Source organism: Paucibacter sp. XJ19-41 (assembly GCF_028462495.1).
Classification (GTDB): Bacteria; Pseudomonadota; Gammaproteobacteria; order Burkholderiales; family Burkholderiaceae_C; genus Roseateles_E.
In genome coordinates this window covers 6,989-26,825 of the sequence record NZ_JAQOWX010000002.1, presented here as the reverse complement: position 1 = coordinate 26,825, position 19,837 = coordinate 6,989, and the positions used below count along the sequence as shown (strand labels likewise).

At 68.2% G+C, this 19,837-nt stretch carries 22 protein-coding genes; 16 read left to right on the top strand and 6 right to left on the bottom strand.

The features are described from left to right. Nucleotides 1–10: 10 nt before the first annotated feature. Nucleotides 11–340, top strand: a complete 330-nt coding sequence (locus PO768_RS00970; RefSeq protein WP_262971341.1) for a TonB family protein — start codon at nucleotides 11–13, stop codon at nucleotides 338–340. A 30-nt stretch (nucleotides 341–370) separates the two neighbouring features. Here the strand turns inward: PO768_RS00970 and PO768_RS00965 are convergent, their stop codons facing one another. After that, complete coding sequence (locus PO768_RS00965) at nucleotides 371–1,891, bottom strand: BCCT family transporter (RefSeq protein WP_272644504.1); 1,521 nt, start codon at nucleotides 1,889–1,891, stop codon at nucleotides 371–373. Between the two features lie 197 nt (nucleotides 1,892–2,088). On the opposite strand from PO768_RS00965, the gene PO768_RS00960 reads away from it, so the two are divergent. From PO768_RS00960 to PO768_RS00920, 9 genes are all read left to right on the top strand, one after another. Continuing rightward, the gene (locus tag PO768_RS00960) at nucleotides 2,089–3,708 is read left to right on the top strand and encodes a methyl-accepting chemotaxis protein (protein ID WP_137941444.1); all 1,620 of its coding nucleotides are present in this window, start codon (nucleotides 2,089–2,091) and stop codon (nucleotides 3,706–3,708) included. A 38-nt stretch (nucleotides 3,709–3,746) separates the two neighbouring features. Then, nucleotides 3,747–4,130, top strand: a complete 384-nt coding sequence (locus PO768_RS00955) for a hypothetical protein (protein WP_272644503.1) — start codon at nucleotides 3,747–3,749, stop codon at nucleotides 4,128–4,130. Nucleotides 4,131–4,201: 71 nt separating this feature from the next. After that, a complete protein-coding gene (locus tag PO768_RS00950; RefSeq protein WP_272644502.1) occupies nucleotides 4,202–4,465 on the top strand; it encodes a hypothetical protein in 264 nt (87 codons plus the stop codon). Between the two features lie 10 nt (nucleotides 4,466–4,475). Beyond that, nucleotides 4,476–5,882, top strand: a complete 1,407-nt coding sequence (locus PO768_RS00945; RefSeq protein WP_272644501.1) for a TolC family protein — start codon at nucleotides 4,476–4,478, stop codon at nucleotides 5,880–5,882. A gap of 13 nt (nucleotides 5,883–5,895) precedes the next feature. Next, nucleotides 5,896–7,275: a multicopper oxidase family protein gene (locus PO768_RS00940; RefSeq protein WP_272644500.1), complete on the top strand. Its 1,380-nt coding sequence runs from the start codon at nucleotides 5,896–5,898 to the stop codon at nucleotides 7,273–7,275. A 13-nt stretch (nucleotides 7,276–7,288) separates the two neighbouring features. Then, nucleotides 7,289–7,792 carry a cupredoxin domain-containing protein gene (locus tag PO768_RS00935; protein WP_336297737.1) on the top strand — a complete coding sequence of 168 codons (504 nt, stop codon included), beginning with the start codon at nucleotides 7,289–7,291 and terminating at the stop codon, nucleotides 7,790–7,792. Beyond that, nucleotides 7,789–8,256 (top strand): DUF411 domain-containing protein, encoded by a 468-nt coding sequence (locus PO768_RS00930; protein ID WP_137941439.1) that lies wholly within the window; start codon nucleotides 7,789–7,791, stop codon nucleotides 8,254–8,256. The genes PO768_RS00935 and PO768_RS00930 overlap by 4 nt, the downstream gene beginning before the upstream one ends. A 14-nt stretch (nucleotides 8,257–8,270) precedes the next feature. Then, the gene (locus PO768_RS00925) at nucleotides 8,271–8,603 is read left to right on the top strand and encodes a copper-binding protein (RefSeq protein ID WP_262971349.1); all 333 of its coding nucleotides are present in this window, start codon (nucleotides 8,271–8,273) and stop codon (nucleotides 8,601–8,603) included. Nucleotides 8,604–8,696: 93 nt separating this feature from the next. Continuing rightward, nucleotides 8,697–9,935 carry an HD-GYP domain-containing protein gene (locus tag PO768_RS00920; RefSeq protein ID WP_272644499.1) on the top strand — a complete coding sequence of 413 codons (1,239 nt, stop codon included), beginning with the start codon at nucleotides 8,697–8,699 and terminating at the stop codon, nucleotides 9,933–9,935. A 101-nt stretch (nucleotides 9,936–10,036) separates the two neighbouring features. Here PO768_RS00920 and PO768_RS00915 read toward each other — a convergent pair whose 3' ends face one another. Together PO768_RS00915 and PO768_RS00910 are read right to left on the bottom strand one after the other, a co-directional pair. Then, nucleotides 10,037–10,810, bottom strand: a complete 774-nt coding sequence (locus PO768_RS00915; RefSeq protein WP_269838030.1) for a ferredoxin--NADP reductase — start codon at nucleotides 10,808–10,810, stop codon at nucleotides 10,037–10,039. Nucleotides 10,811–10,889: 79 nt separating this feature from the next. Next, nucleotides 10,890–11,192, bottom strand: a complete 303-nt coding sequence (locus PO768_RS00910; protein WP_137941436.1) for a flagellar basal body rod protein — start codon at nucleotides 11,190–11,192, stop codon at nucleotides 10,890–10,892. A gap of 191 nt (nucleotides 11,193–11,383) precedes the next feature. On the opposite strand from PO768_RS00910, the gene ylqF reads away from it, so the two are divergent. The 5 genes from ylqF to PO768_RS00885 all read left to right on the top strand — a co-directional run bounded on the left by ylqF (nucleotide 11,384) and on the right by PO768_RS00885 (nucleotide 17,446). Further along, entirely contained in the window at nucleotides 11,384–12,313 is a 930-nt protein-coding gene (gene ylqF, locus PO768_RS00905) for a ribosome biogenesis GTPase YlqF (RefSeq protein WP_272644498.1), read from the top strand. A 104-nt stretch (nucleotides 12,314–12,417) separates the two neighbouring features. Next, the gene (locus tag PO768_RS00900) at nucleotides 12,418–12,888 is read left to right on the top strand and encodes a MerR family transcriptional regulator (protein WP_137941434.1); all 471 of its coding nucleotides are present in this window, start codon (nucleotides 12,418–12,420) and stop codon (nucleotides 12,886–12,888) included. A 2-nt stretch (nucleotides 12,889–12,890) separates the two neighbouring features. Continuing rightward, nucleotides 12,891–14,072, top strand: a complete 1,182-nt coding sequence (locus tag PO768_RS00895; protein WP_272644497.1) for an acyl-CoA dehydrogenase family protein — start codon at nucleotides 12,891–12,893, stop codon at nucleotides 14,070–14,072. 22 nt (nucleotides 14,073–14,094) lie between these two features. Beyond that, on the top strand, nucleotides 14,095–15,300 hold the full coding sequence (locus PO768_RS00890) for an acetyl-CoA C-acetyltransferase (RefSeq protein WP_272644496.1): 1,206 nt from the start codon (nucleotides 14,095–14,097) through the stop codon (nucleotides 15,298–15,300). A 1-nt stretch (nucleotide 15,301) separates the two neighbouring features. Continuing rightward, nucleotides 15,302–17,446, top strand: coding sequence for a 3-hydroxyacyl-CoA dehydrogenase NAD-binding domain-containing protein (locus tag PO768_RS00885; protein WP_272644495.1), 2,145 nt, complete (start codon nucleotides 15,302–15,304; stop codon nucleotides 17,444–17,446). Here PO768_RS00885 and PO768_RS00880 read toward each other — a convergent pair. Continuing rightward, a complete protein-coding gene (locus PO768_RS00880) occupies nucleotides 17,443–17,814 on the bottom strand; it encodes an EF-hand domain-containing protein (RefSeq protein WP_272644494.1) in 372 nt (123 codons plus the stop codon). The genes PO768_RS00885 and PO768_RS00880 overlap by 4 nt on opposite strands. A gap of 14 nt (nucleotides 17,815–17,828) precedes the next feature. Then, nucleotides 17,829–18,626, bottom strand: a complete 798-nt coding sequence (locus PO768_RS00875; RefSeq protein WP_272644493.1) for a lectin — start codon at nucleotides 18,624–18,626, stop codon at nucleotides 17,829–17,831. A gap of 192 nt (nucleotides 18,627–18,818) precedes the next feature. On the opposite strand from PO768_RS00875, the gene PO768_RS00870 reads away from it, so the two are divergent. Continuing rightward, the gene (locus PO768_RS00870) at nucleotides 18,819–19,232 is read left to right on the top strand and encodes a hypothetical protein (protein ID WP_272644492.1); all 414 of its coding nucleotides are present in this window, start codon (nucleotides 18,819–18,821) and stop codon (nucleotides 19,230–19,232) included. A 9-nt stretch (nucleotides 19,233–19,241) separates the two neighbouring features. On the opposite strand, the gene PO768_RS00865 is transcribed toward PO768_RS00870, so the two are convergent. Then, the coding region (locus PO768_RS00865) for a YbfB/YjiJ family MFS transporter (RefSeq protein ID WP_272644491.1) at nucleotides 19,242–19,837 on the bottom strand (596 nt) is incomplete at its 5' end.

Sequence of the window (19,837 nt, the reverse complement as noted above, 5' to 3'; positions counted from 1 at the left end):
AGAGGTTCCCATGAGCAAACTCTCCACCCTCGCCCGAGTCCTCGCCGCCAGCGCCCTGCTGATCGGCATCGCCGCCCAGGCCGCCGCGCCGAAGATCATCAAGAAGGTACCGCCCGAGTTCCCGCGCGAAGCGGCCCAGCAATCGATCACCAGCGGCGTGATCAAGGCCAAGATGTCGATCGACGGCGAGGGCAAGGTCACCGAGGTGGCCATCGTCGAGGCCGAGCCGCGCCGCGTGTTTGATCGCGCCGTGACGCGCGCACTGATGGACTGGCGCTTCGAGGCCAGCGGCGAAAAGCAGACCCACGAGGTCAAGCTGGTGTTCCGCAACGAAGAGTGAAGAAGACCGGGCGCTGAGAGGCCCAGGCCCTCAGCGCTCGCCGGCCAGCTCGCGCATCTTCTTGCGCAAGGCGCGCTCGCGCCTTTGCTCGTCCAGCCAGTCCTCGCGCAGACCGCGCCACAGCGAGGCCGCCATCAGCACGATGACAATGGTGAAGGGGAGGGCAAACACGATGGTGGCCGTCTGCACCGCCTTGACGCCACCGGCCAGCAGCAGGCTGATCGCGATGCCCGACACCAGCAGGCCCCAGATCACCTTGACGCGCCGGCTCGGGTTGGCATTGCCGCCGCTGCTCATGATGCCCAGCACCAGCACCGCCGAGTCGCCGGAGGTGACGAAGAACACCAGCACCAGCAGGGTCGCCACGCCCGACATCAGCCCGCCCAGCGGCAGCGCATCGAACATCGCGAACAAGGCGGTCGACACGTCGGCCTTGACCGCCTCCGACAGCGGTACGCCCTGCCAGACCTCCAGATGCAGCGCCGTGCCACCGAAGACCGAGAACCAGATGAAGGCGGCCAGGCTCGGCGCCAACACAGTGCCGACGATGAACTCGCGCACCGTGCGGCCCTTGGAAACCCTCGCGATGAAAAGGCCGACAAAGGGCGACCAGGAGATCCACCAGGCCCAGTAGAAGATGGTCCAGCCGCCGACCCATTCGCTGGCGCGGAACGGCGTCATGCGCAGACTCATGCGCACGAACTCGCTGAGATAACTGCCCAGCGTGTTGGTGAAGGTGTCGATGATGGTGATGGTCGGACCCAGCACGAAGATGGCCAGGGCCAGCAGGGCGGCGACGATCAGGTTCAGCGAGGACAGCCATTTGATGCCACGCGCGACGCCGGTCACCGCCGAGGCTATGAAGAGCGCGGTGGTCACGACGATGATGCCCACCTGCGAGGCTGTGCCGATCGGCAGACCGAACACCGCCTGCAGTCCGCTATTGATCTGCAGCGCGCCTATGCCCAGCGAGGCCGCGACGCCAAAGGCGGTGGCGATCACCGCCAGCACGTTGAAGACGCCGGCCAGACGCTGCACCGGCCGCCACGGCAGGGCCTGCAGCGAGGTGCTGATCAAGGCCGCGCCACCCCGGCGGAACTGGAAGAAGGCGATCGCCAGCGCCACGATGCTGTAGACAGCCCAGGGGTGCAGACCCCAGTGGAAGAAGCTGTAGCGCATCGCCGCATTGGCGGCCTCCGGCGTGCCGGCGGCGATACCCGGCGGCGGCGCGCCGAAATGCGAGATCGGCTCGGCCACGCCCCAGAACACCAGGCCGATGCCCATGCCGGCAGCGAAGAGCATCGCAAACCAGGCCCCCAGCGAAAACTCGGGCTCCTCATCTTCGGCACCCAGCTTGAGGCTGCCATAGCGGCTGAAAGCCAGCAGCCCCGCCAGCAGCACCAGACCCAGCACCACCCACAGATAGAGCCAGCCGAAGTTGCGGGTGATCAGGGTCAGGACTTGCTCGAACACCGCACCCAGTTGCCCCGGTGCCAGCAGGCCCCAGACCACGATGACCAGGATGACCCCGGCCGAGACAATCAACTGCATCTTGCCCTCCCATTCTTTGGCGCAGGCGCAGCACCATAGCAGGCCGGGCCATGCCGCAAGGTCGCCTGAAATGAGTTTGCCAATTCGCGCCGACAGCCGCTATGCTCGACCCGCCCGACCTAGCGGACTTCAGAGCTGCGGCGGGCCGCCATCAAGCCATCGCCACTTCCGAGTGGCGCGAGCCATCAGGGGGTGTCATGCGAAACAACGGGCCTGTGACCCAGCGCGAGTATCCGTTCCCACGCGGTGAGACGCTGGTTTCCACGACGGACTTGCAGGGGCGCATCGTCTACTGCAACGCCGCCTTTGTGACGGTCAGCGGCTATGAGCACCAGGAGATCCTGGGCCAGCCGCACAATATGATCCGCCATCCGGACATGCCGCCCGAGGCCTTCCGGGATCTGTGGGAGACCATACAGAGCGGCCAGCCCTGGTCGGCCATGGTGAAGAACCGGCGCAAGGACGGCGACCACTACTGGGTGCAGGCCAATGTCACCCCCATCATGGACGAGCGCGGCCAGCCCAGCGGCTTCATGTCGGTGCGCACCGAGCCGGATCGCCAGGCCATCGAGGCCGCCGAGGCGCTGTATGCCCGCATGCGCGAACAGGGCGAGAACGGGCCTTTGCGTCTGCGCCAGGGCCAGTTGATCAATCTCTCGCTGGGCGGGCGGCTGCGCGAGGCGCTGCGCCTGAGCCTGGGCACCCGCATGAGCCTGACGGTGCTGCTGGTCGGGCTGGCGGGCCTGGGCCTGGGCCTGTGGCTCAGCGGCTCCGGCATGGCCTGGGCCGGCGCGCTGGCCATCGCGGTGCTGGCCCTGCTGGGCGGCTGGTATCTGCGCGGCGCGGCGCTGGCACCTATCGAGGCCCTGGTCGGCTTCGCCAACCGCATCGCCGCCGGCGACCTGACCCAGCAGATCAAGAGCGGCCGGCGCGACGAGATCGGCCGCGTCACCGCCGCGCTGGCCCAGCTCAACGTCAACCTGATGTCCATCGTGCGCGACGCCCGCGTCGGCGTGATGCAGATGCGCCAGAGCACACAGGCGATCTCGGCCGGCAACCAGGACCTGTCGGGCCGCACCGAGTCGCAGGCCAGCAATCTGCAGCAGACCGCCTCGTCGATGGAGCAGATCACCGCCACCGTCCATGCCAGCACCGAGATGGCGGCCACCGCCGCAACCCGCGCCGACGCGGCCCGCCAGGTCAGTCAGCGCAGCGCGGCGGCGGTGCAGGCGGTCTCGACGACGATGGACAGCATCGCCCAATCCTCGGCCCGCATCGCCGACATCATCCAGGTGGTCGACAGCATCGCCTTCCAGACCAATATCCTGGCGCTCAATGCCGCCGTCGAAGCCGCACGCGCCGGCGAGCAGGGGCGCGGCTTCGCGGTGGTCGCCGCCGAGGTGCGCACCTTGTCGCAACGCACCACCGAGGCCGCCAAGGAAGTGCGCGGCCTGATCCAGGCCTCCAGCGAGCGGGTCGCCGAGGGCGGCACCCAGGTGCTGAACGCCGGCCGCGCGATGGGCGAGGTGCAGCAATCGGTCGAGGAAGTGCACGGTCTGATCACCCGCATCAGCCAGGGCATGAACGAGCAGCGTCAGGGCATGGACCAGATCAATGCGGCCGTGGCCCAGCTCGACAGCCTGACCCAGCAGAACGCCGCCCTGGTCGAGCAGGTCTCGGCCTCGGCCCTGGGTCTGAATGACAAGGCCCAGGAAGTCGCAAACTCCGTCAGCGTGTTCCGCCTGCAAGGCCAGGCGGGGCAGGCCTTGCCGGATGCGGTGGCGCTGCGCAAGGCGGCCAAGGCCGCAAAGGCCTGAGCGGCGGCGGAGTCGCGGGCTGCACTACACTGGCGCCCATGCGCCGCCTGCTGCCCCTCCACTGGCTCAGGGCCCTGATCTGGGCCCTGGCCCTGGCTCTGCCCCTGCAGGCCATGGCGGCGACCTTGATGCTGGGCTGCGGCGATCATGGTGGGCGTCAGTCCACACATTCCTCCGCACAGCACGACGCCGGCCCTGAGCATGCCCATCATGCGGAGGACGCGCCTGCCCACGCAGACCACCAGGTCGGCCACCAGTGCAGCGCCTGCGCCGCCTGCTGCGTGGGCGCCGCGCTACCCAGCGCCATGCCGCCCCTGCCCAGTCCTGCCGGCCATGGCGTGCACATCGCCCAGCCCGAAGCAGCCCGCCTGAGCATCACCATGGCCGGGCTCGAACGCCCACCCAGACCCCTCCTCGCGTAAGCAGTCCGGCGCGCATCGGCTTCATGCCGGCTCGCCCTTTCTCTTTCGACTTTTCCTCACGCGAGGATGCGATGACATCTGCACTGCCCTATCTGGCGGCCGGCCTGCTCGCCGGCGCCGCCCTGAGCGCGCTGGCGCAAGCCAGGCCCGACCCGACGGACCCCAAGGCCGAGGTGCCTCCGGCACGCCCCCCCTCCGCGCTGCAACACTACAAGCCCCTCAGCGAGGCCGAGCTGGCCGACTGGCGCGCCGCGAATCGCCGCGTCCAGCAAGCCGGCGGCTGGCGCGCCTACGCGCGGGAAGCCGCCGCCTCGGCGCCGGTCCACAAGCACTGAGGGCCGCCACATGAACCCTCTGTTGATGAGACCGGCACTCGTGTGCGCCGGCCTGGCCCTGGCAGGCTGCGCCAGCCTGCAGCCGCAAGAACGTTTCGCGCCGCTGCAGGCGCAAACCCAGGCCCTGCTGAAACAGGATCTGCAGTGGCCGCGCGATGCCGAGCAAGCTGAGGCCCTGGCCACCCGTGTCGCCGAGCTGCTGGCCCTGCCGCTGACGGCCGATAGCGCGGTGCAGATCGCGCTCCTGAACCACCGCGGCCTGCGCGCCGAGCTGCATCAGCTGGGTGTAGCCGACGCGGATCTGGTGCAGCTGAGCCGGCCGCTGAACCCCGGGCTGAGCCTGGGCCGCATGCGCCAGGGCAGCGAGACCGAGATCGAGCGCGGCCTGCACCTGAATCTGGGCAGCTGGCTGAGCCTGGACCGGAGCCGGCGCGTTGGCGCGCTGCGCCTGCGGCAGACCCAGCAAGACCTGGCCCTGCAAGTGCTGGCGATTGCAGCCCAGGCCCGCGAGGCCTACTACCAGGCGCTGGCCGCCGAGCAGCTGCGGCAGTACAGCCGTCAGGTGATGGAAGCCGCCGAGGCCGGTGCCGAACTGGCGCGGCGCATGGCTGCGGCCGGCAATGTCAACAAGCTGCGCCAGGCCCGCGAGCATGGCTTCTATGCCGAGGCCGCCTTGTCCGTGGCGCGTGCCGAGGCCCAGGCGCGCAGCCAGCGCGAGACGCTGATACGGGCGCTGGGCCTGTGGGGCGAGCAAACGAAGTTCCACCTGCCCGAGCGTCTGCCCGCGCTGCCCGGCGCAGCGCGCGAGCTGCCCGAGGTCGAGCGCCAGGCGATCGCCCAGCGCCTCGATGTGCAGGCCGCCAAGCGCGCTGCCGAGCTGCGCGCCAGCGAACTGGGCCTGAGCCAGCGCACCCGTTTCATCAACGTGCTGGAGCTGGGCATCGTCCGCAACAGCAGCAAGGAGGAGCCGACCCAGCGCGGCTTCGAGCTGAGCCTGGAGCTGCCCTTGTTCGACTGGGGCCAGGCCCGGGTCGCGCGCGCCGAGAGCCTCTATATGCAGGCGCTCGAACGCACCGCCCACACCGCGATCCAGGCCCGCTCGGAAGCCCGCGAGGCCTACGGGCGCTACCGCTCGGCCTTCGATATCGCGCGCCACTACGCCACCGAGATCGTGCCGACCCGGCAGCGCATCGCCGACGAGAACCTGCTGCGCTACAACGGCATGCTGATCGGCGTGTTCGAGCTGCTGGCCGACGCGCGCGCGCAGATCGTCGCGGTGTCGGCGGCGATCGAGGCCCAGCGCGATTTCTTCCTCGCCGAGGCCGAGCTCGACCAGGCCCTGATCGGGCCGGTGGGCGCAAGCGCCGCCTCCTCCTCTTCCGCCGCCCCCGCTGAAGCCAGCGCCGGCGGCCATTGAAAGCAAGACCATCATGGTTTCCCGACGCAATCTCTTCCTCGGCGCCGGCGCGGTCGCTGCGAGTGCTGTCTCGCGCGTGGCCCTGGCTGCCATTCCCGAGGCGGTGCAGCAGACCAGCGCCGCCACCGCCCCGCCCCTCGTGCCCGCCAACGGTCGGCCCTACAACCCCGTCGTCACCTTGAACGGCTGGACTTGCCCATGGCGCATGCGCGACGGTGTCAAGGAGTTCCACCTGGTCGCCGAGCCGGTGGTGCGCGAAATGTGCGAGGGCTTCAAAGCCCATCTGTGGGGCTATAACGGCCAGTCGCCCGGCCCCACCATCGAGGTCGTCGAAGGGGACCGGGTGCGCATTTACGTGAGCAACCGCCTGCCCGAGCACACCAGCGTGCACTGGCACGGCCAGCGCCTGCCCAATGGCATGGACGGAGTCTCGGGCCTGACACAGCCCTCGATCAAGCCGGGACAGACCTTTGTCTACGAGTTCGTCGCACGCCGGCCCGGCACCTTTATGTACCACCCCCATGCCGACGAGATGACGCAGATGGCGATGGGCATGATGGGCTTCTGGGTCACGCACCCGAAGGCCAGGCATCCGCAGATCGCCGAGGTGCAGCGCGACTTCTGCTTCCTGCTGTCCAGCTACGACATCGATCCCGGCAGCTACACGCCCAAGATCATGACGATGACGGACTTCAATCTGTGGAGCTGGAACAGCCGCATCTTCCCCGGCATCGACACGCTGAATGTGCGCCTGGGCGACCGGGTGCGCATCCGCGTCGGCAATCTGACGATGACCAATCACCCCATCCACCTGCACGGCCACGAGTTCGAGGTCACCGGGACCGACGGCGGTCCGGTGCCCAGGAGCGCGCGCTGGCCCGAGGTGACCACCGATGTCGCGGTCGGCCAGATGCGGCAGATCGAGTTCCTGGCCGACGAGCCGGGCGACTGGGCTTTTCATTGCCACAAGAGCCATCACACGATGAACGCGATGGGCCATGACGTCGACACGCTGATCGGCGTCGATCACACAGGCCTGGCCAAGAAGATCACACAGCTGATCCCCGACTACATGGTGATGGGCGAGCGCGGCATGGCCGATATGGGCGAGATGACCATGCCGCTGCCCGACAACACCGCGCCGATGATGGCCGGCCATGGCCCCTATGGCGGGCTGGAGATGGGCGGCATGTTCAGCGTGCTGAAGGTGCGCCGCGACCAGAAGGCCGGCGACTACAGCGATCCCGGCTGGTACGCCAAGCACGCCGCGCCGGGCACGGTGGCGCACGAAGTGCCCGCCGCCGTGACCGAGCCGCCGCGCGCGCCCGCGGCATCAGCCAAGCCCGCCACCGAGGTCAAGGTGCGCAAGCCCGGCCATCATCACTCTCATTGAAAAAGTCCTGCAGATGAAACACATCCGGATCCGTTTTCTGCTGTCCGCCCTGATGCTCAGCGCCAGCCTGGCCCATGCCCACGGCCCGCAGCATGGCACCACGGTCAAGAAAGAACAGCAAGCCTTCGGCATCGCCGGCGACGCCGCCAAGGTCGCCCGCACGATCGCCATCACGATGGGCGACGATATGCGCTTCAGCCCCGATCGCATCGAGGTGCGCGAGGGCGAGACGCTGCGCCTGCGCATCCACAACAAGGGCCAGCTGCTGCACGAGCTGGTGATAGGCACGCCCAAGCAGCTCGACGAGCATGCCGCGCTGATGCAGAAATTCCCCGGCATGGAACATGACGAGGCCCATATGGCCCATGTCGACCCGGGCCAGCGCGGCGAGATCGTCTGGCGCTTCAACCGTGCCGGCGAGTTCGACTTCGCCTGCCTGATCAACGGCCACTACCAGGCCGGCATGCGCGGCAAGATCATCGTCAAGCCGGCCGGCTCCAAGGAGGGCAAGCGATGAAGACAGCACCGACACGCCGCCGCCTGCTGCTGGCGCTGGGCCTGGCCGCGACCGGGCTCACACAGGCCCAGGGCCCCGCGCGCGGCCAGGCCATCACGGTCTGGAAGGATGCCGCCTGCGGCTGCTGCCAGGTCTGGGTCAAGCATCTCGAAGCGCATGGCTTCGTCGTCGAGCTGCACGACATCGGCAACAGCGAGGCCCGCGCCCGGCTGGGCATGCCTCAGGCCCTGGGCAGCTGCCATACGGCCCTGGTGTCCGGCTATGTGATCGAGGGCCATGTACCGGCCGGCGATATCCAGCGACTGCTGCGCCAGCGTCCCGTCGCGCTGGGTCTGGCCGTGCCCGGGATGCCGATCGGCTCGCCGGGCATGGACGGCCCCGAGTACGGTGGCCGGCGCGATGCCTACGAGGTACTGCTGGTACAGCGCAACGGCAAGACCCGGACCTTCTCCCGCCACGTTTGAACCCCAAGCCCATCATGAAACTGAAGCACAAAATCCTCATCGCCCTGCTGGCCGCGGCCAGCCTGCAGCTCTGCCAGGCCCAGACGGCCCCCACTCATGACACGACCGCCGCTGCGCCCGCCTGGGCCGACGGCGAGGTGCGCCGCATCGATCTGGCCAACAAGAAGATCACGCTCAAGCATGGCGAGATCAGGAACCTGGACATGCCGCCGATGACCATGGTGTTCAGCTGGCAGGACGGCGAGCTGCCGGCCGAGCAACTGGCCGGGCTCAAGCCCGGCGACAAGCTGCGCTTCCAGGCCCGCATGGTGGATGGCAAGACCCTGCTGGTGGCCTTGCAGCGCTGAGGCGGCTGTGAACAGGCGGTGGCAGATGCAACAAAATGCACGGCAGGACCGGCCTCGGGGGCGGTCCGCCAAAAACCGCACGCTTTTGCTGGCATGCTGCTGCCCGTGCTGAAAACCATTCCGACATCACAGCTGCGCCTGGGCATGTTTCTCCACCAGCTGAGCGGCTCGTGGATGAGCCACCCATTCTGGCGTTCGCGCTTCCTGCTGCGCGACGCGCGCGATATCCACAAGCTGCTGGAGGCCGGCATCGCCGAGGTCGTGATCGACACCGATCAGGGCCTCGATGTCGCGCCCGAGCCCGAAGCCCCCAGCCCGGAGCCCGCCGCAGCGCCGTCGGCGTCGCCCGAACCCGAGGTCACTGCGCTGCCGCCGGCGCATCCCGCCGTGGCCGATGCCGGCCCCAGCTATACCGAGGCGCTGAACCTGAGCCGCAAGTCGCTGGGCGCCGTCGTCGACCTGTTCGCCCAGGCCCGCATGGGCCAGGCGCTGGATGCCCAGACCTGTCTGCCGGTGGTCGAGGACGTGATGAGCTCGGTCAGCGACAGCCCCAGCGCGCTGATCAGCATCAGCCGGCTGAAGACGGTGGACGACTACACCTATATGCATGCGGTGGCCGTCTGCGCACTGATGGTGGGGCTGGCGCGGCAGATGGGGCTGGCCGACCACCTGGTGCGCGAGGCCGGTCTGGCCGGCCTGCTGCTGGACACCGGCAAGGCGGCGATGCCGCCGGAGCTGCTGAGCAAGCCCGGCCGTCTGAGCGACGAGGAGCTGGCACTGCTGAAGACCCATGCGCGCAAAGGCCACGAGATGCTGGGCAAGGAAGGCGGCTTCAGCGCGGCGGTGCTGGATGCGGTCTTGCACCACCATGAGCGCAGCGACGGCAGCGGCTACCCCGATGGCCTGGCCGGCGACAAGATCGCGCCGCTGGCCCGCATGGCGGCGATCTGCGATGTCTATGACGCCGTGACCTCACGCCGGCCCTACCGGGCGCCCTGGGACCCGGGCGAGGCGATGCGCCATATGGCCCAGGCCAAGGGCCAGTTCGATGCACAGATCTTCCAGCACTTCGTCAAGGCGGTGGGCATCTACCCGGTGGGCTCGCTGGTGCGGCTGCAGTCGGACCGGCTGGCGGTCATCGTCGCCCAGGGCAAGGACTCGCTGCTCAAACCCAGGGTCAAGGTCTTCTACACGGCCCAGGAACAGCACCGACTGAGCCCCGCCTTCGAGCTGGACCTGGCCGACCCGGCAGCGGCAGACAAGATCGTTGGCGTCGAGCCGCCCGCGTCCTGGCGGTTCCAGGACCTCGAGCAGCTCTGGCTGGACAACTGACCACCCCCGAGGCGCTGCGCGCCACCCCCTCAAGGGGGCAAGCCCGCAGGACCGGCAGAGCCGGATCCTCGGGCTCCGCTGGGCGAATACGGCGCGCTAAATCACTGCTCGGCGAAGGCGCGCTCGATCACGAAGTGGCCCAGCTTGCTGGTCGAGCCTTCTTCGAAGTTGCGCGCTTCCAGCATCGCCTTCAGATCCTTCAGCATGCCGGGGCTACCGCAGATCATCACGCGGTCGTTCTCGACGTCCAGCTTGGGCAGGCCCAGATCGGCCTCGATCTTGCCGGTGGCCAGCAGGTCGGTGATACGGCCCTGGTTGCGGAAGGGCTCGCGCGTCACGGTCGGGTAGTACAACAGCTGCTCGCTGGCGAACTCGCCGAGGAACTCGTGCTGGTGCAGCTCCTTGGTGATCAGGTCCTGGTAGGCCAGCTCGTTCACATGGCGGCAGCCGTGCACCAGAATGACCTTCTCGAAGCGCTCATAGGTCGCCGGATCGCGGATCACGCTGAGGAAGGGAGCCAGACCCGTGCCGGTGGACAGCAGATAGAGGTTCTTGCCGGGGTGCAGATAGTCGGTCAGCAGGGTGCCGGTGGGCTTGCGGCCGATCAGCAGCTTGTCGCCCGGCTTCAGATGCTGCAGGCGCGAGGTCAGCGGGCCGTCCGGCACCTTGATGCTGAAGAACTCCAGATGCTCTTCGTGATTCGCGCTGGCGACGCTGTAGGCACGCAGCAGCGGCTTGCCCTCAACCCGCAGGCCTAGCATCGTGAAGTGCCCGTTCTGGAAGCGGAAGGCGGTATCGCGGGTGGTGGTGAAGCTGAAAAGCCGGTCGGTCCAGTGATGGACGCTCAGCACCTGTTCTTCGTTAAAAGCACTCATGAATGACGCGGGCTCTGGTAATAACCCGGAATTCTAACGAGCGCTGATGCGCCGCAGCAAATACCGCTTGCTTATATCCTTAAGCCTTGATGTCCAGCAAAGCGCCCTCGGCGCGCAGCTGGGTTTGCAGCACCCGCAGATTGGCCACAAAGCTGTAGGTGGCGCTGCGCTGCTCGACCAGCTCGCGCTCGGCCGAGACCTGGATCTGCTGGCTGCGCTCGGCACCGGCCACCACGCCGCCCTCGGGCAGGCTGGTCTGCACCACCCGCTCGGGCCGGAAGCCCGGGGTCTGCAGATTGGCGGTGTTGTGGGCCGACGCGCGCAGGCGCTCGTTCGCGGCCGAGATGCCGGACAAGGCGGTGGACAGGCTGACGGACGACATGGCGAGCACTCCAAGGACAACAGGCGTGATGCCGGGATTCTTGTCTCTTCATCGGCAGCGCGCCGCCAAACTTGAGAACAAAAGGGAATTTCCCCGTCATTTCCTCACACCCTGTGCGGTAGTGCGGCCCGCTGCGAGGACAATCCCGCCCTTGCGCCACGCTCCGGTGGCGCGCCAATACCGAGGTAAAGATGGCGATTCAATGGTTCCCGGGTCATATGAATTCGACCCGGAACGCGATCCGGGAGCGCATGAAGGCGGGGCTCGATGTGGTCATCGAGCTGCTCGATGCGCGCCTGCCCGGTTCCAGCGCCAACCCCCTGCTGGCCCAGCTGACCGAGGGCAAGCCCAATCTGAAACTGCTGAACAAGCAGGATCTGGCCGACCCGGCCCGCACCGCGCAATGGCTGGCGCACTACAACGCCCTGCCCGAGACCCGCGCGATCGGCCTGGACGCCAGCGTGCCGGCCCCGGCGCGCGCGCTGATGAGCGCCTGCCGCGAGCTGGCGCCGTTGCGCGGCGGCATGGCCAAGCCGCTGCGGGTGCTGATCTGCGGCATCCCCAATGTAGGCAAATCGACGCTGATCAACACCTTGATGGGCAAGCGCGCCACCAAGACCGGCGATGAGCCGGGCATCACCAAGGTCGAGCAGAAGCTGGTGCTGGAGAACGACTTCTACCTGTTCGACACGCCCGGCATGCTGTGGCCGCGCATCAGCGTGCCCGAGAGCGGCTACAAGCTGGCCGCCAGCGGCGCCATCGGCCGCAACGCCTTCAATGAGGAAGAAGTGGCGCTGGAGCTGCTGGACTATCTGCGCCAGCACTACGCCGGCCAGGTCGAGGCGCGCTACAAGCTCGACGACGTGGCCGGGCTCGGCGACGAGGAGCTGCTGGAGGCCATTGGTCGCAAGCGCGGCGCGATGCTGGGTGGCGGCCGCGTCAATCTGCAGAAGGCGGCCGAGATCGTGGTCTATGAATACCGCCAGTCGCTGCTGGGCCGCATCACGCTGGAAACCCCCGAGGAATTCGCCCGCTGGCAGGCCGCCGGCGCGGCCATCGAGGCCCAGCGCAAAGACAAACGCAAAAAAAGCCGAGTCGAGCCCGACGCCGAGCCTGACTGAGACACCTTCCCTTAACGTCATCTATCTGCCATATCGGTAGATACCATCACCGGCAAGCTCGGTGAGGGGCTTAGCATCCAGGCCATCGCCAGCCCGGAGCCCTCATGACGACGCAAGCCAGCAGCACAGCCGTGCTGGACCAGCAACACAGCGATGCGCAGGAATTGCTGGCGCACAGCGCCAGCGCGCCCAGCGAGCAGATCTACGGCATCACCGAGCTGTGCGCCGAGTTCGGCATCTCGCAGCGCGCGATCCGCTTTTATGAGGACAAGGGCCTGCTGGCGCCGCGCCGTGTCAATGGCGCACGGATCTATGGCCAGCGCGAACGAGCCCGGCTCAAGCTGATCCTGCGCGCCAAGGCCATCGGCTCCAAGCTGGTCGACATCAAGCAGTTCCTCGATCTCTATGGCCACCACGGCGAAGGCCGCGCCAGGCAGCTGCAATGGACGCTGGAACGCACCGATGCGGCCATCGTCGAGCTGGAACAAAAGCGCGCCCATATCGACGTGACGCTGACCGAGCTGCGCCTGATCAACGAAGCGGTGCGCCAGCAACTGGCGGCCCAGGAGGACTAGCGATGTCCCTGCCCCTGTTCCCCTCCGCCTGGATGACGGACGAGCACCGCATGCTGCAGGACTCGGTGGCGCGTTTCTTCAGACAGCGCTGGGTGCCGCGCGCGGCCGAGTGGCGCGAGGCCGGCATGATGGGCCGCGACACCTGGGCCGAAGCCGGCGCCAACGGCCTGCTGTGCACCGCGATGCCCGAGGCCTATGGCGGCGGCGGCGGCGACTTCGGCCATGAGGCGGTGCTGCTGCTGGAGCAGGCCAAGGCCAACCTGAGCGGCTTCGGCGGCGGCCTGCATTCGGCCATCGTCGCGCCCTACATCCTGCATCACGGCAGCGAAGCGCAGAAGGCCCGCTGGCTGCCGAAGATGGCCACCGGCGAGCTGATCGGCGCGATCGCGATGACCGAGCCCGGCACCGGCAGCGATCTGCAAAGCGTGCGCACCAGCGCCAGGCGCGACGGCGATCACTACCTGCTGTCCGGTCAGAAGGTCTTCATCACCAACGGCCAGAACGCCAATCTCGTCATCGTGGTCTGCAGGACCCGCAGCGAGGACAAGGGTGCCAAGGGCATCTCGCTGCTGGTGGTCGAGGTCGAGAACGCCGACGGCAGCCTGGTCGAGGGCTATCGGCGCGGCCGCAATCTGGACAAGATCGGCATGAAGGCGCAGGACACTTCCGAGCTGTTCTTCGACGAAGTGCGCGTGCCATTGGACAACCTGCTGGGTGGCGAGCAGGGCATCGAGGGCCAGGGCTTTGTGCAGCTGATGCAGGAGCTGCCGCAGGAGCGGCTGATCATCGCCGTCAGCGCGGTCGGCGCCATCGAGCGGGCGCTGGCCGACACCATCGCCTACACCAAGGAGCGCAAGGCATTCGGCCAGCCGGTCTGGGAGTTCCAGAACACGCGCTTCAAGCTGGCTGAGGTACAGAGCCAGCTGCTGGCCGCGCGTGCGCTGGTCGACGCCTGTGTGCAAGCCCATCTGAGGGGAGAGCTCGACGCCGCTCGCGCCGCGCTGGCGAAGGCCTGGACCACCGATCTGGCCGGCCAGGTGATGGACGAATGCCTGCAGCTCTTTGGCGGCTACGGCTACATGATGGAGTACCCGATTGCCGAGCTCTACGCCGACGCCCGCGTGGCGCGCATCTATGGCGGCACCAACGAGATCATGAAAGAGCTGGCCTCACGTTTCATGTGAGCGCCAGCCGAGGAGACAAGCGATGTTCGACGCCTACCTCTACGACCACGTCCGCACGCCGCGCGGCAAGGGCAAGAAGGACGGCGGACTGCACCAGGCCAGTCCGGTCTGGCTGTTGCGCACGCTGCTGCAGTCGCTGCAGCAGCGCCTGCGCCTGGACACCGGCCTGGTCGACGATGTGGTGCTGGGCTGCGTGACCCCGCTGGGCGAGCAAGGCGCCGACATCGCCCGCACGGCGGTGCTCGACGCCGGCTGGGCCCAGACCGTGGCCGGTGTCACGCAGTCGCGCTTTTGCGCCTCGGGCTTGGAGTCGGTCAATCTGGCTGCGGCCAAGGTGGCCAGCGGTTTCGAACAACTGGTGGTGGCCGGCGGTGTGGAAGCTATGAGCCGCTGGCCCATGGGCAGCGACGGCGGCGCCTGGTTCATGGACCCGCGCGTCAACGAGGCCCTGGGTTTCATCCCGCAAGGCATCAGCGCCGACCTGATCGCGACGCTGGAGGGTTTCACGCGCGCCGATGTCGATGCCTATGCCAGCGAGTCGCACCGCCGCGCGACGGCGGCGCGCGAGGCGGGCTTGTTCACGCGCTCCGTGGTTCCGGTGCACGACATCGCCGGCCTGCTGCTGCTGGCCCAGGACGAGACCATCCGCCCCGCTACCACGCCCGAAACGCTGGCCAGGCTGGAGCCTTCATTCGCGATGATGGGGTCAATGGGCTTCGACGCCACCGCGCTGCGCAAGTACACGACGCTGGAGCGCATCGCGCATGTCCACCATGCCGGCAACTCCTCGGGCATCGTCGATGGCGCGGCGCTGATGCTGGTCGGCTCCAAGGCCGGCGGCGCGGCGGCCGGCCTCAGGCCGCGCGCGCGAATTCGCGCTGCGGCGGTGATCGGCTCCGAGCCCACCATCATGCTGACCGGCCCGACCCCGGCCTGCCAGAAAGCGTTGAAGCAGGCCGGCATGGCCGCTTCCGACATCGATCTGTGGGAGATCAACGAGGCCTTCGCGGTCGTGCCGATGAAGACGGCGCGCGATCTAGGTGTCAGCCTGGAGCGCGTCAATGTCAACGGTGGCGCGATCGCGCTGGGCCATCCGCTGGGTGCCACCGGCGCCATCCTCCTGGGCACCCTGCTCGACGAGCTGGAGCGCCGCGATCTGAGTACCGGCTGCGCGACGCTGTGCGTCGGCGGTGGCATGGGCATCGCGACGATCATCGAAAGGGTCTGATATGAGTACCGCGCTGCATCTCGAGAGGGGCGAGGACGGCGTCGTCATCGCCACGATGGACCTGCCCGGCCACTCGATGAACATCCTCAACGAGCAACTCGCCGCGCCGCTGCGCGGACTGGCCGATCTGCTGGAAGACCCGCAAGCCGGTGTCACCGGCCTGATCCTGCGCTCCGGCAAGAAGGATTTCTTGGCTGGCGCCGACATCGACCGCCTGCGCGCGCTGAACACGGCACAAGAAGCCTTCGAGGCCTCGATGGCGCTGAAGCGCTTCATCCGCCGCTTCGAGCAATGCGGCAAGCCGGTGGTCGCGATCCTGAACGGCCAGTGCAAGGGCGGCGGCCTGGAGATCGCGATGGGCTGCCACTGGCGCATCGTCGTGGACGATGGTCGCGCGCGCCTGGGCCTGCCCGAGGTCAAGCTGGGCCTATTGCCCGGCGGCGGCGGCACCCAGCGCCTGCCGCGCCTGGTGGGCATGCAGCAGGCGTTGCAATGGATGGGTGAGGGCTCGGACATCAAGGCCGCGCAGGCGCTCGCCAGCGGCCTGGTCAACGAACTGGCCCCCGATGTCGACGAGGCGCTGAGGAAGGCGCGCGCCTGGATCGTCGCCAACCCAAAGCCGGTCCAGCCCTGGGATGCGCCCAGGTTCCGTTACCCCGGCGGCGATTCGCGCGCACCGGCCATCGCGCAGATGTTCTCGGTCGCGCCCTCGATGGCCGCGGCCAAGAGCTTCGGCAACTACCCGGCCCTGACCCACATCATGTCCAGCGTCTTCGAGGGCGGGCTCACCGACATCGACAGGGCGCTGGAGATCGAATCGCGCTACTTCGCGGCCTGCGTCGTCAGCCCGGCCTCGCGCCACCTGATCGGTACGCTGTGGTACCAGCTCAACGCGATCAAGAAGGGCGCCTCGCGGCCCGCCGGCCTGCCGCGCTCCCAGGTGCAGCGCCTGGGCATCCTGGGCGCCGGCATGATGGGCGCCGGCATCGCCCACGTCTCGGCCCAGGCTGGCATGCAGGTGGTGCTGCTGGACGTTTCCCAAGAAGCGGCCGAGCGCGGCAAGCGCCATTCGCAGGACCTGCTGGACAAGGCGGTCAAGAAGGGCCGCAGCACGCCGGAGCAGCGCGAGGCCGTGCTGGCGCGTATCCACCCGACGACCGATTACGCAGCCCTGGCCGGCTGCGAACTGGTGATCGAGGCGGTGTTCGAGGACCGCGCCGTCAAGGCCGAGGTGACCAAACGCGCCGAGACCCAGCTGGCCGCCAGGGCCGTGGGCGCCTCCAATACCTCCACGTTGCCGCTCACCGGCCTGGCCGAGGCCAGCGAGCGGCCGGCCCATTTCATCGGCCTGCATTTCTTCTCGCCGGTGGAGAAGATGCCGCTGGTGGAGATCATCGTCGGCAAGGCCACCTCGCCCGAGACCCTGGCGCTGGGCTTCGACTATGTGCAGCAGATCGGCAAGACGCCCATCGTTGTCAATGACTCGCGCGGCTTCTACACCAGCCGCGTGTTCGCGACCTATGTGATGGAAGGCATCGTGATGCTCAAGGAAGGCGTGCACCCGCGCGCCATCGAGGCCGCAGGTCTGCAGGCCGGCATGCCGATGCCGCCGCTGGCGCTGCAGGATGAGGTCAGCCTGAGCCTGGGCGTGCATGTGGCGGACCAGACGCGCAAAGACCTCGCGGCCGAGGGCAAGACCTACCGAGAACACCCGGGCGAGGCGGTGCTGCGCCAGCTGTGCGAGATCGGCCGCGTCGGCAAGAAGGCGGGCAAAGGCTTCTACGATTGGGCGGACGGCGACAAGACGCTGTGGCCCGAACTGAGCCGCCACTACCCGGTGGCGGTCGAGCAGCCCGCGCAGCAGGAGATCATCGACCGCCTGATGTTTGCCCAGGCCAACGAGGCAGCGCGCTGCCTGGAGGAAGGTGTGCTGCGCTCGGTGGCCGATGCCAATATCGGCTCCATCTTCGGCTGGGGCTTTGCGCCCTTCGAGGGCGGGGCGTTGCAGTTCATCAATGCCCGCAGCCTGCCGGCCTTCGTCGAACGCGCCCGCGAGCTGGCGGCGGCGCATGGCGAGCGTTTCGCGCCGGCCGCACTCTTGCTGGGCATGGCCGAGCGCGGCGAGCGCTTCGAGGCCGGCTGCTAGCCGCCACGCTTCTTTTTGCGCGCGGCCTGGTAAGCCTCGATTTCTTCTTTGGACAGACGGTCGTCCTTGTCGGTGTCGGCCTTGTCGAAGGCCGCCATGCGGACCTCGACCACCTCCTTGAAGGACAGGCGCTTGTCCTTGTCGGCATCGGCCCGGCGCAGCGAGCCCAGCATGCCTCGCGCACCGCGCGGCATGCTCTTGAGCTCGGCCTCGGTGATATGGCCATCGCCGTCCAGGTCCAGCGCATGCCAGGAGCGCGTCACATCCTTGTGGAATTCGTCGAGGCTGATGTAGCCGTCGCCATTGCTGTCCGCCGCCTGGGCCAGGCCGGCAGCAACCAGCAGCAGCGCCATAAGAGTTTGCTTCATCGCTTCATCCTCCCTCACCACCACCAGCGTTGATTGTCACCACCGTTGCAGTCCCACAGCTGGACGGCCTGGCCGGGGCGCAGGCGACCGTCGCGCACATCCAGGCATTTGCCGTTCATGCGGCTGCGGATCTGGTTGCCGCGCGCCTGCCAGCGCTGGTTGTCGCCACCGTTGCAGCGGAACGCGATCACCTCGGCGCCATTGCTGCTATTGCCTCCGGCCACATCCAGGCACAGACCGGAAACCTTCAACTCGCCGCCGCGCCCCCAGTCAAAGCGCTGGTTGCTGCCGTTGTGGCAGCCAAAGACGATGGCCCGCGCACCCTCGACGGCGCGGCCGCTGATATCCAGGCACAGGCCACCGCCCGAGTTGATCTGGCGCCCATAGCCGCTGCCATTGTTGTCGTCGGGCCGGTCATCGTCGCGATCACGGTTCTTGTGATGGCTGGCCAGCAGGGCCAGGCCGGCAATCGCTGCAACGGCCGCGATCGCGGCGCCCGAAGTGGACGAGCGATGCTCGTTGTCGGAGAAGTTTCCGCTGAGGGTGAAGCGCGCGCTGCAACCGGTGTTGACCCAGATTTCCATGCTGCTGAGGTCGTAGCCCCAGGACCGGTTGAAGCGGCAATTGCCGGATAACTGCCGATCCAGGTCCACATCGCGCGTGCCGGCCGGCAGGCGCTGGGAGCTGTAGCCGCCATCGGAGCGCAGCTCCAGGCTTTGCTCTGCGGCCCAGGCGGGCGCCACCGGCATGGCCAGCAGCGCCGCGCTCAGCGCCGTCGCCATCAGCCGCTGATGGGTCTTCACATGCTTCATCGTCGATCTCCCTTCGTTGCGCCCCAACTCTAGCCGCGATTGGCGGCCTCGCCCATAGCGTGGTGCCCCCAATCGCCAGGACGCCCGAAGCAAAACCTGACCCTGCAGAGCAAACCGGAGGCGTGAATAGTTCACGCGATCAGAGCGTGGCGCTTAAGTTCTCGCGCCCGGCGGTCGCCTCTCTTCATCACCATGCCTGCCAGCAACAACAGCCCCCGATCCGGCATCAACCGCGCGAATCTGAGAAGCGCGCCGCCGCGCGCCGCGCCCAAGCCCGTGGCCGAGATCGTCGCGCCGGTCGCGCCGCCACGGCCGGCGGCGCCGACCTCGGCCTTTGGGGAGTTTCTGCAGATCGTCGGCGCCGCCGCCCTGCTGCTGGGCGGGCTGGCCTTGCTGCTGATGGGCATACAGGCCATGAGCGACAGCGTCACGGTCGGCAAACACCTGGCCGAGGCCAAGGCCCAGCGCGGCGTGCTGGTCTGCCAGGACGGCCGCATGGTGCGTGGCGACGGCTCGCTGCGTGACCTGATCCTGGCCGACGCCTACTTCAGCTGCACCGACTGGCGCACCCTGCAAAGCATCGAGATCGAAGAGAAGAGCAAGTAGCGCGGGTCGCTACTCGACACCCTCGCGCCGCAGCTGCGCGAGTATCCCCATGCCCAGCAGCAGCACCGCCGCCGTCAGCCACAGCGCGCCCCGGTAGCTGCCGCTGGCCTGGGCCATGGCACCGGCCAGCGCCGGCGCGCTGACCTGGGCCGCACCGTAGCTCAGCGTCAGCCGCGCCATCGCCTTGCCGGGGTTGCCCGGCGAGCGCCGCCCCACCAGCGCCAGGGTCAGGCTGACGATGCCGATGAAGGTCGCGCCATACAGCAGGGCACCGGCCAGCGCCGCAGCCAGGCCGTCCAACAAGGCCGGCAGCAGCACCGAGGCCACCTGCAGGCCGAAGGCCAGCAGCAGGGCCGTCAGCTCGCCCAGGCGCCGCGCCACCCGGTCCCACAGAAACACCGCCGGCGTCGAGGCCAGGCCGACCAGCAGCCAGGCCCAGGGCCCCTGCCCGGCCAGCAGCGGCTGGCGCTCGACGATGGCGACCGTGAAGGTCGCGCTGATCACAAAGCCCCAGCCGGCGCAGAAATAGGCCGCCACCATCCAGCCCATCCAGCGTCGCCCCGGGCCGCTGCCGGCCGCCTGGGCGGCGGTGGCGGCCGGCGGCA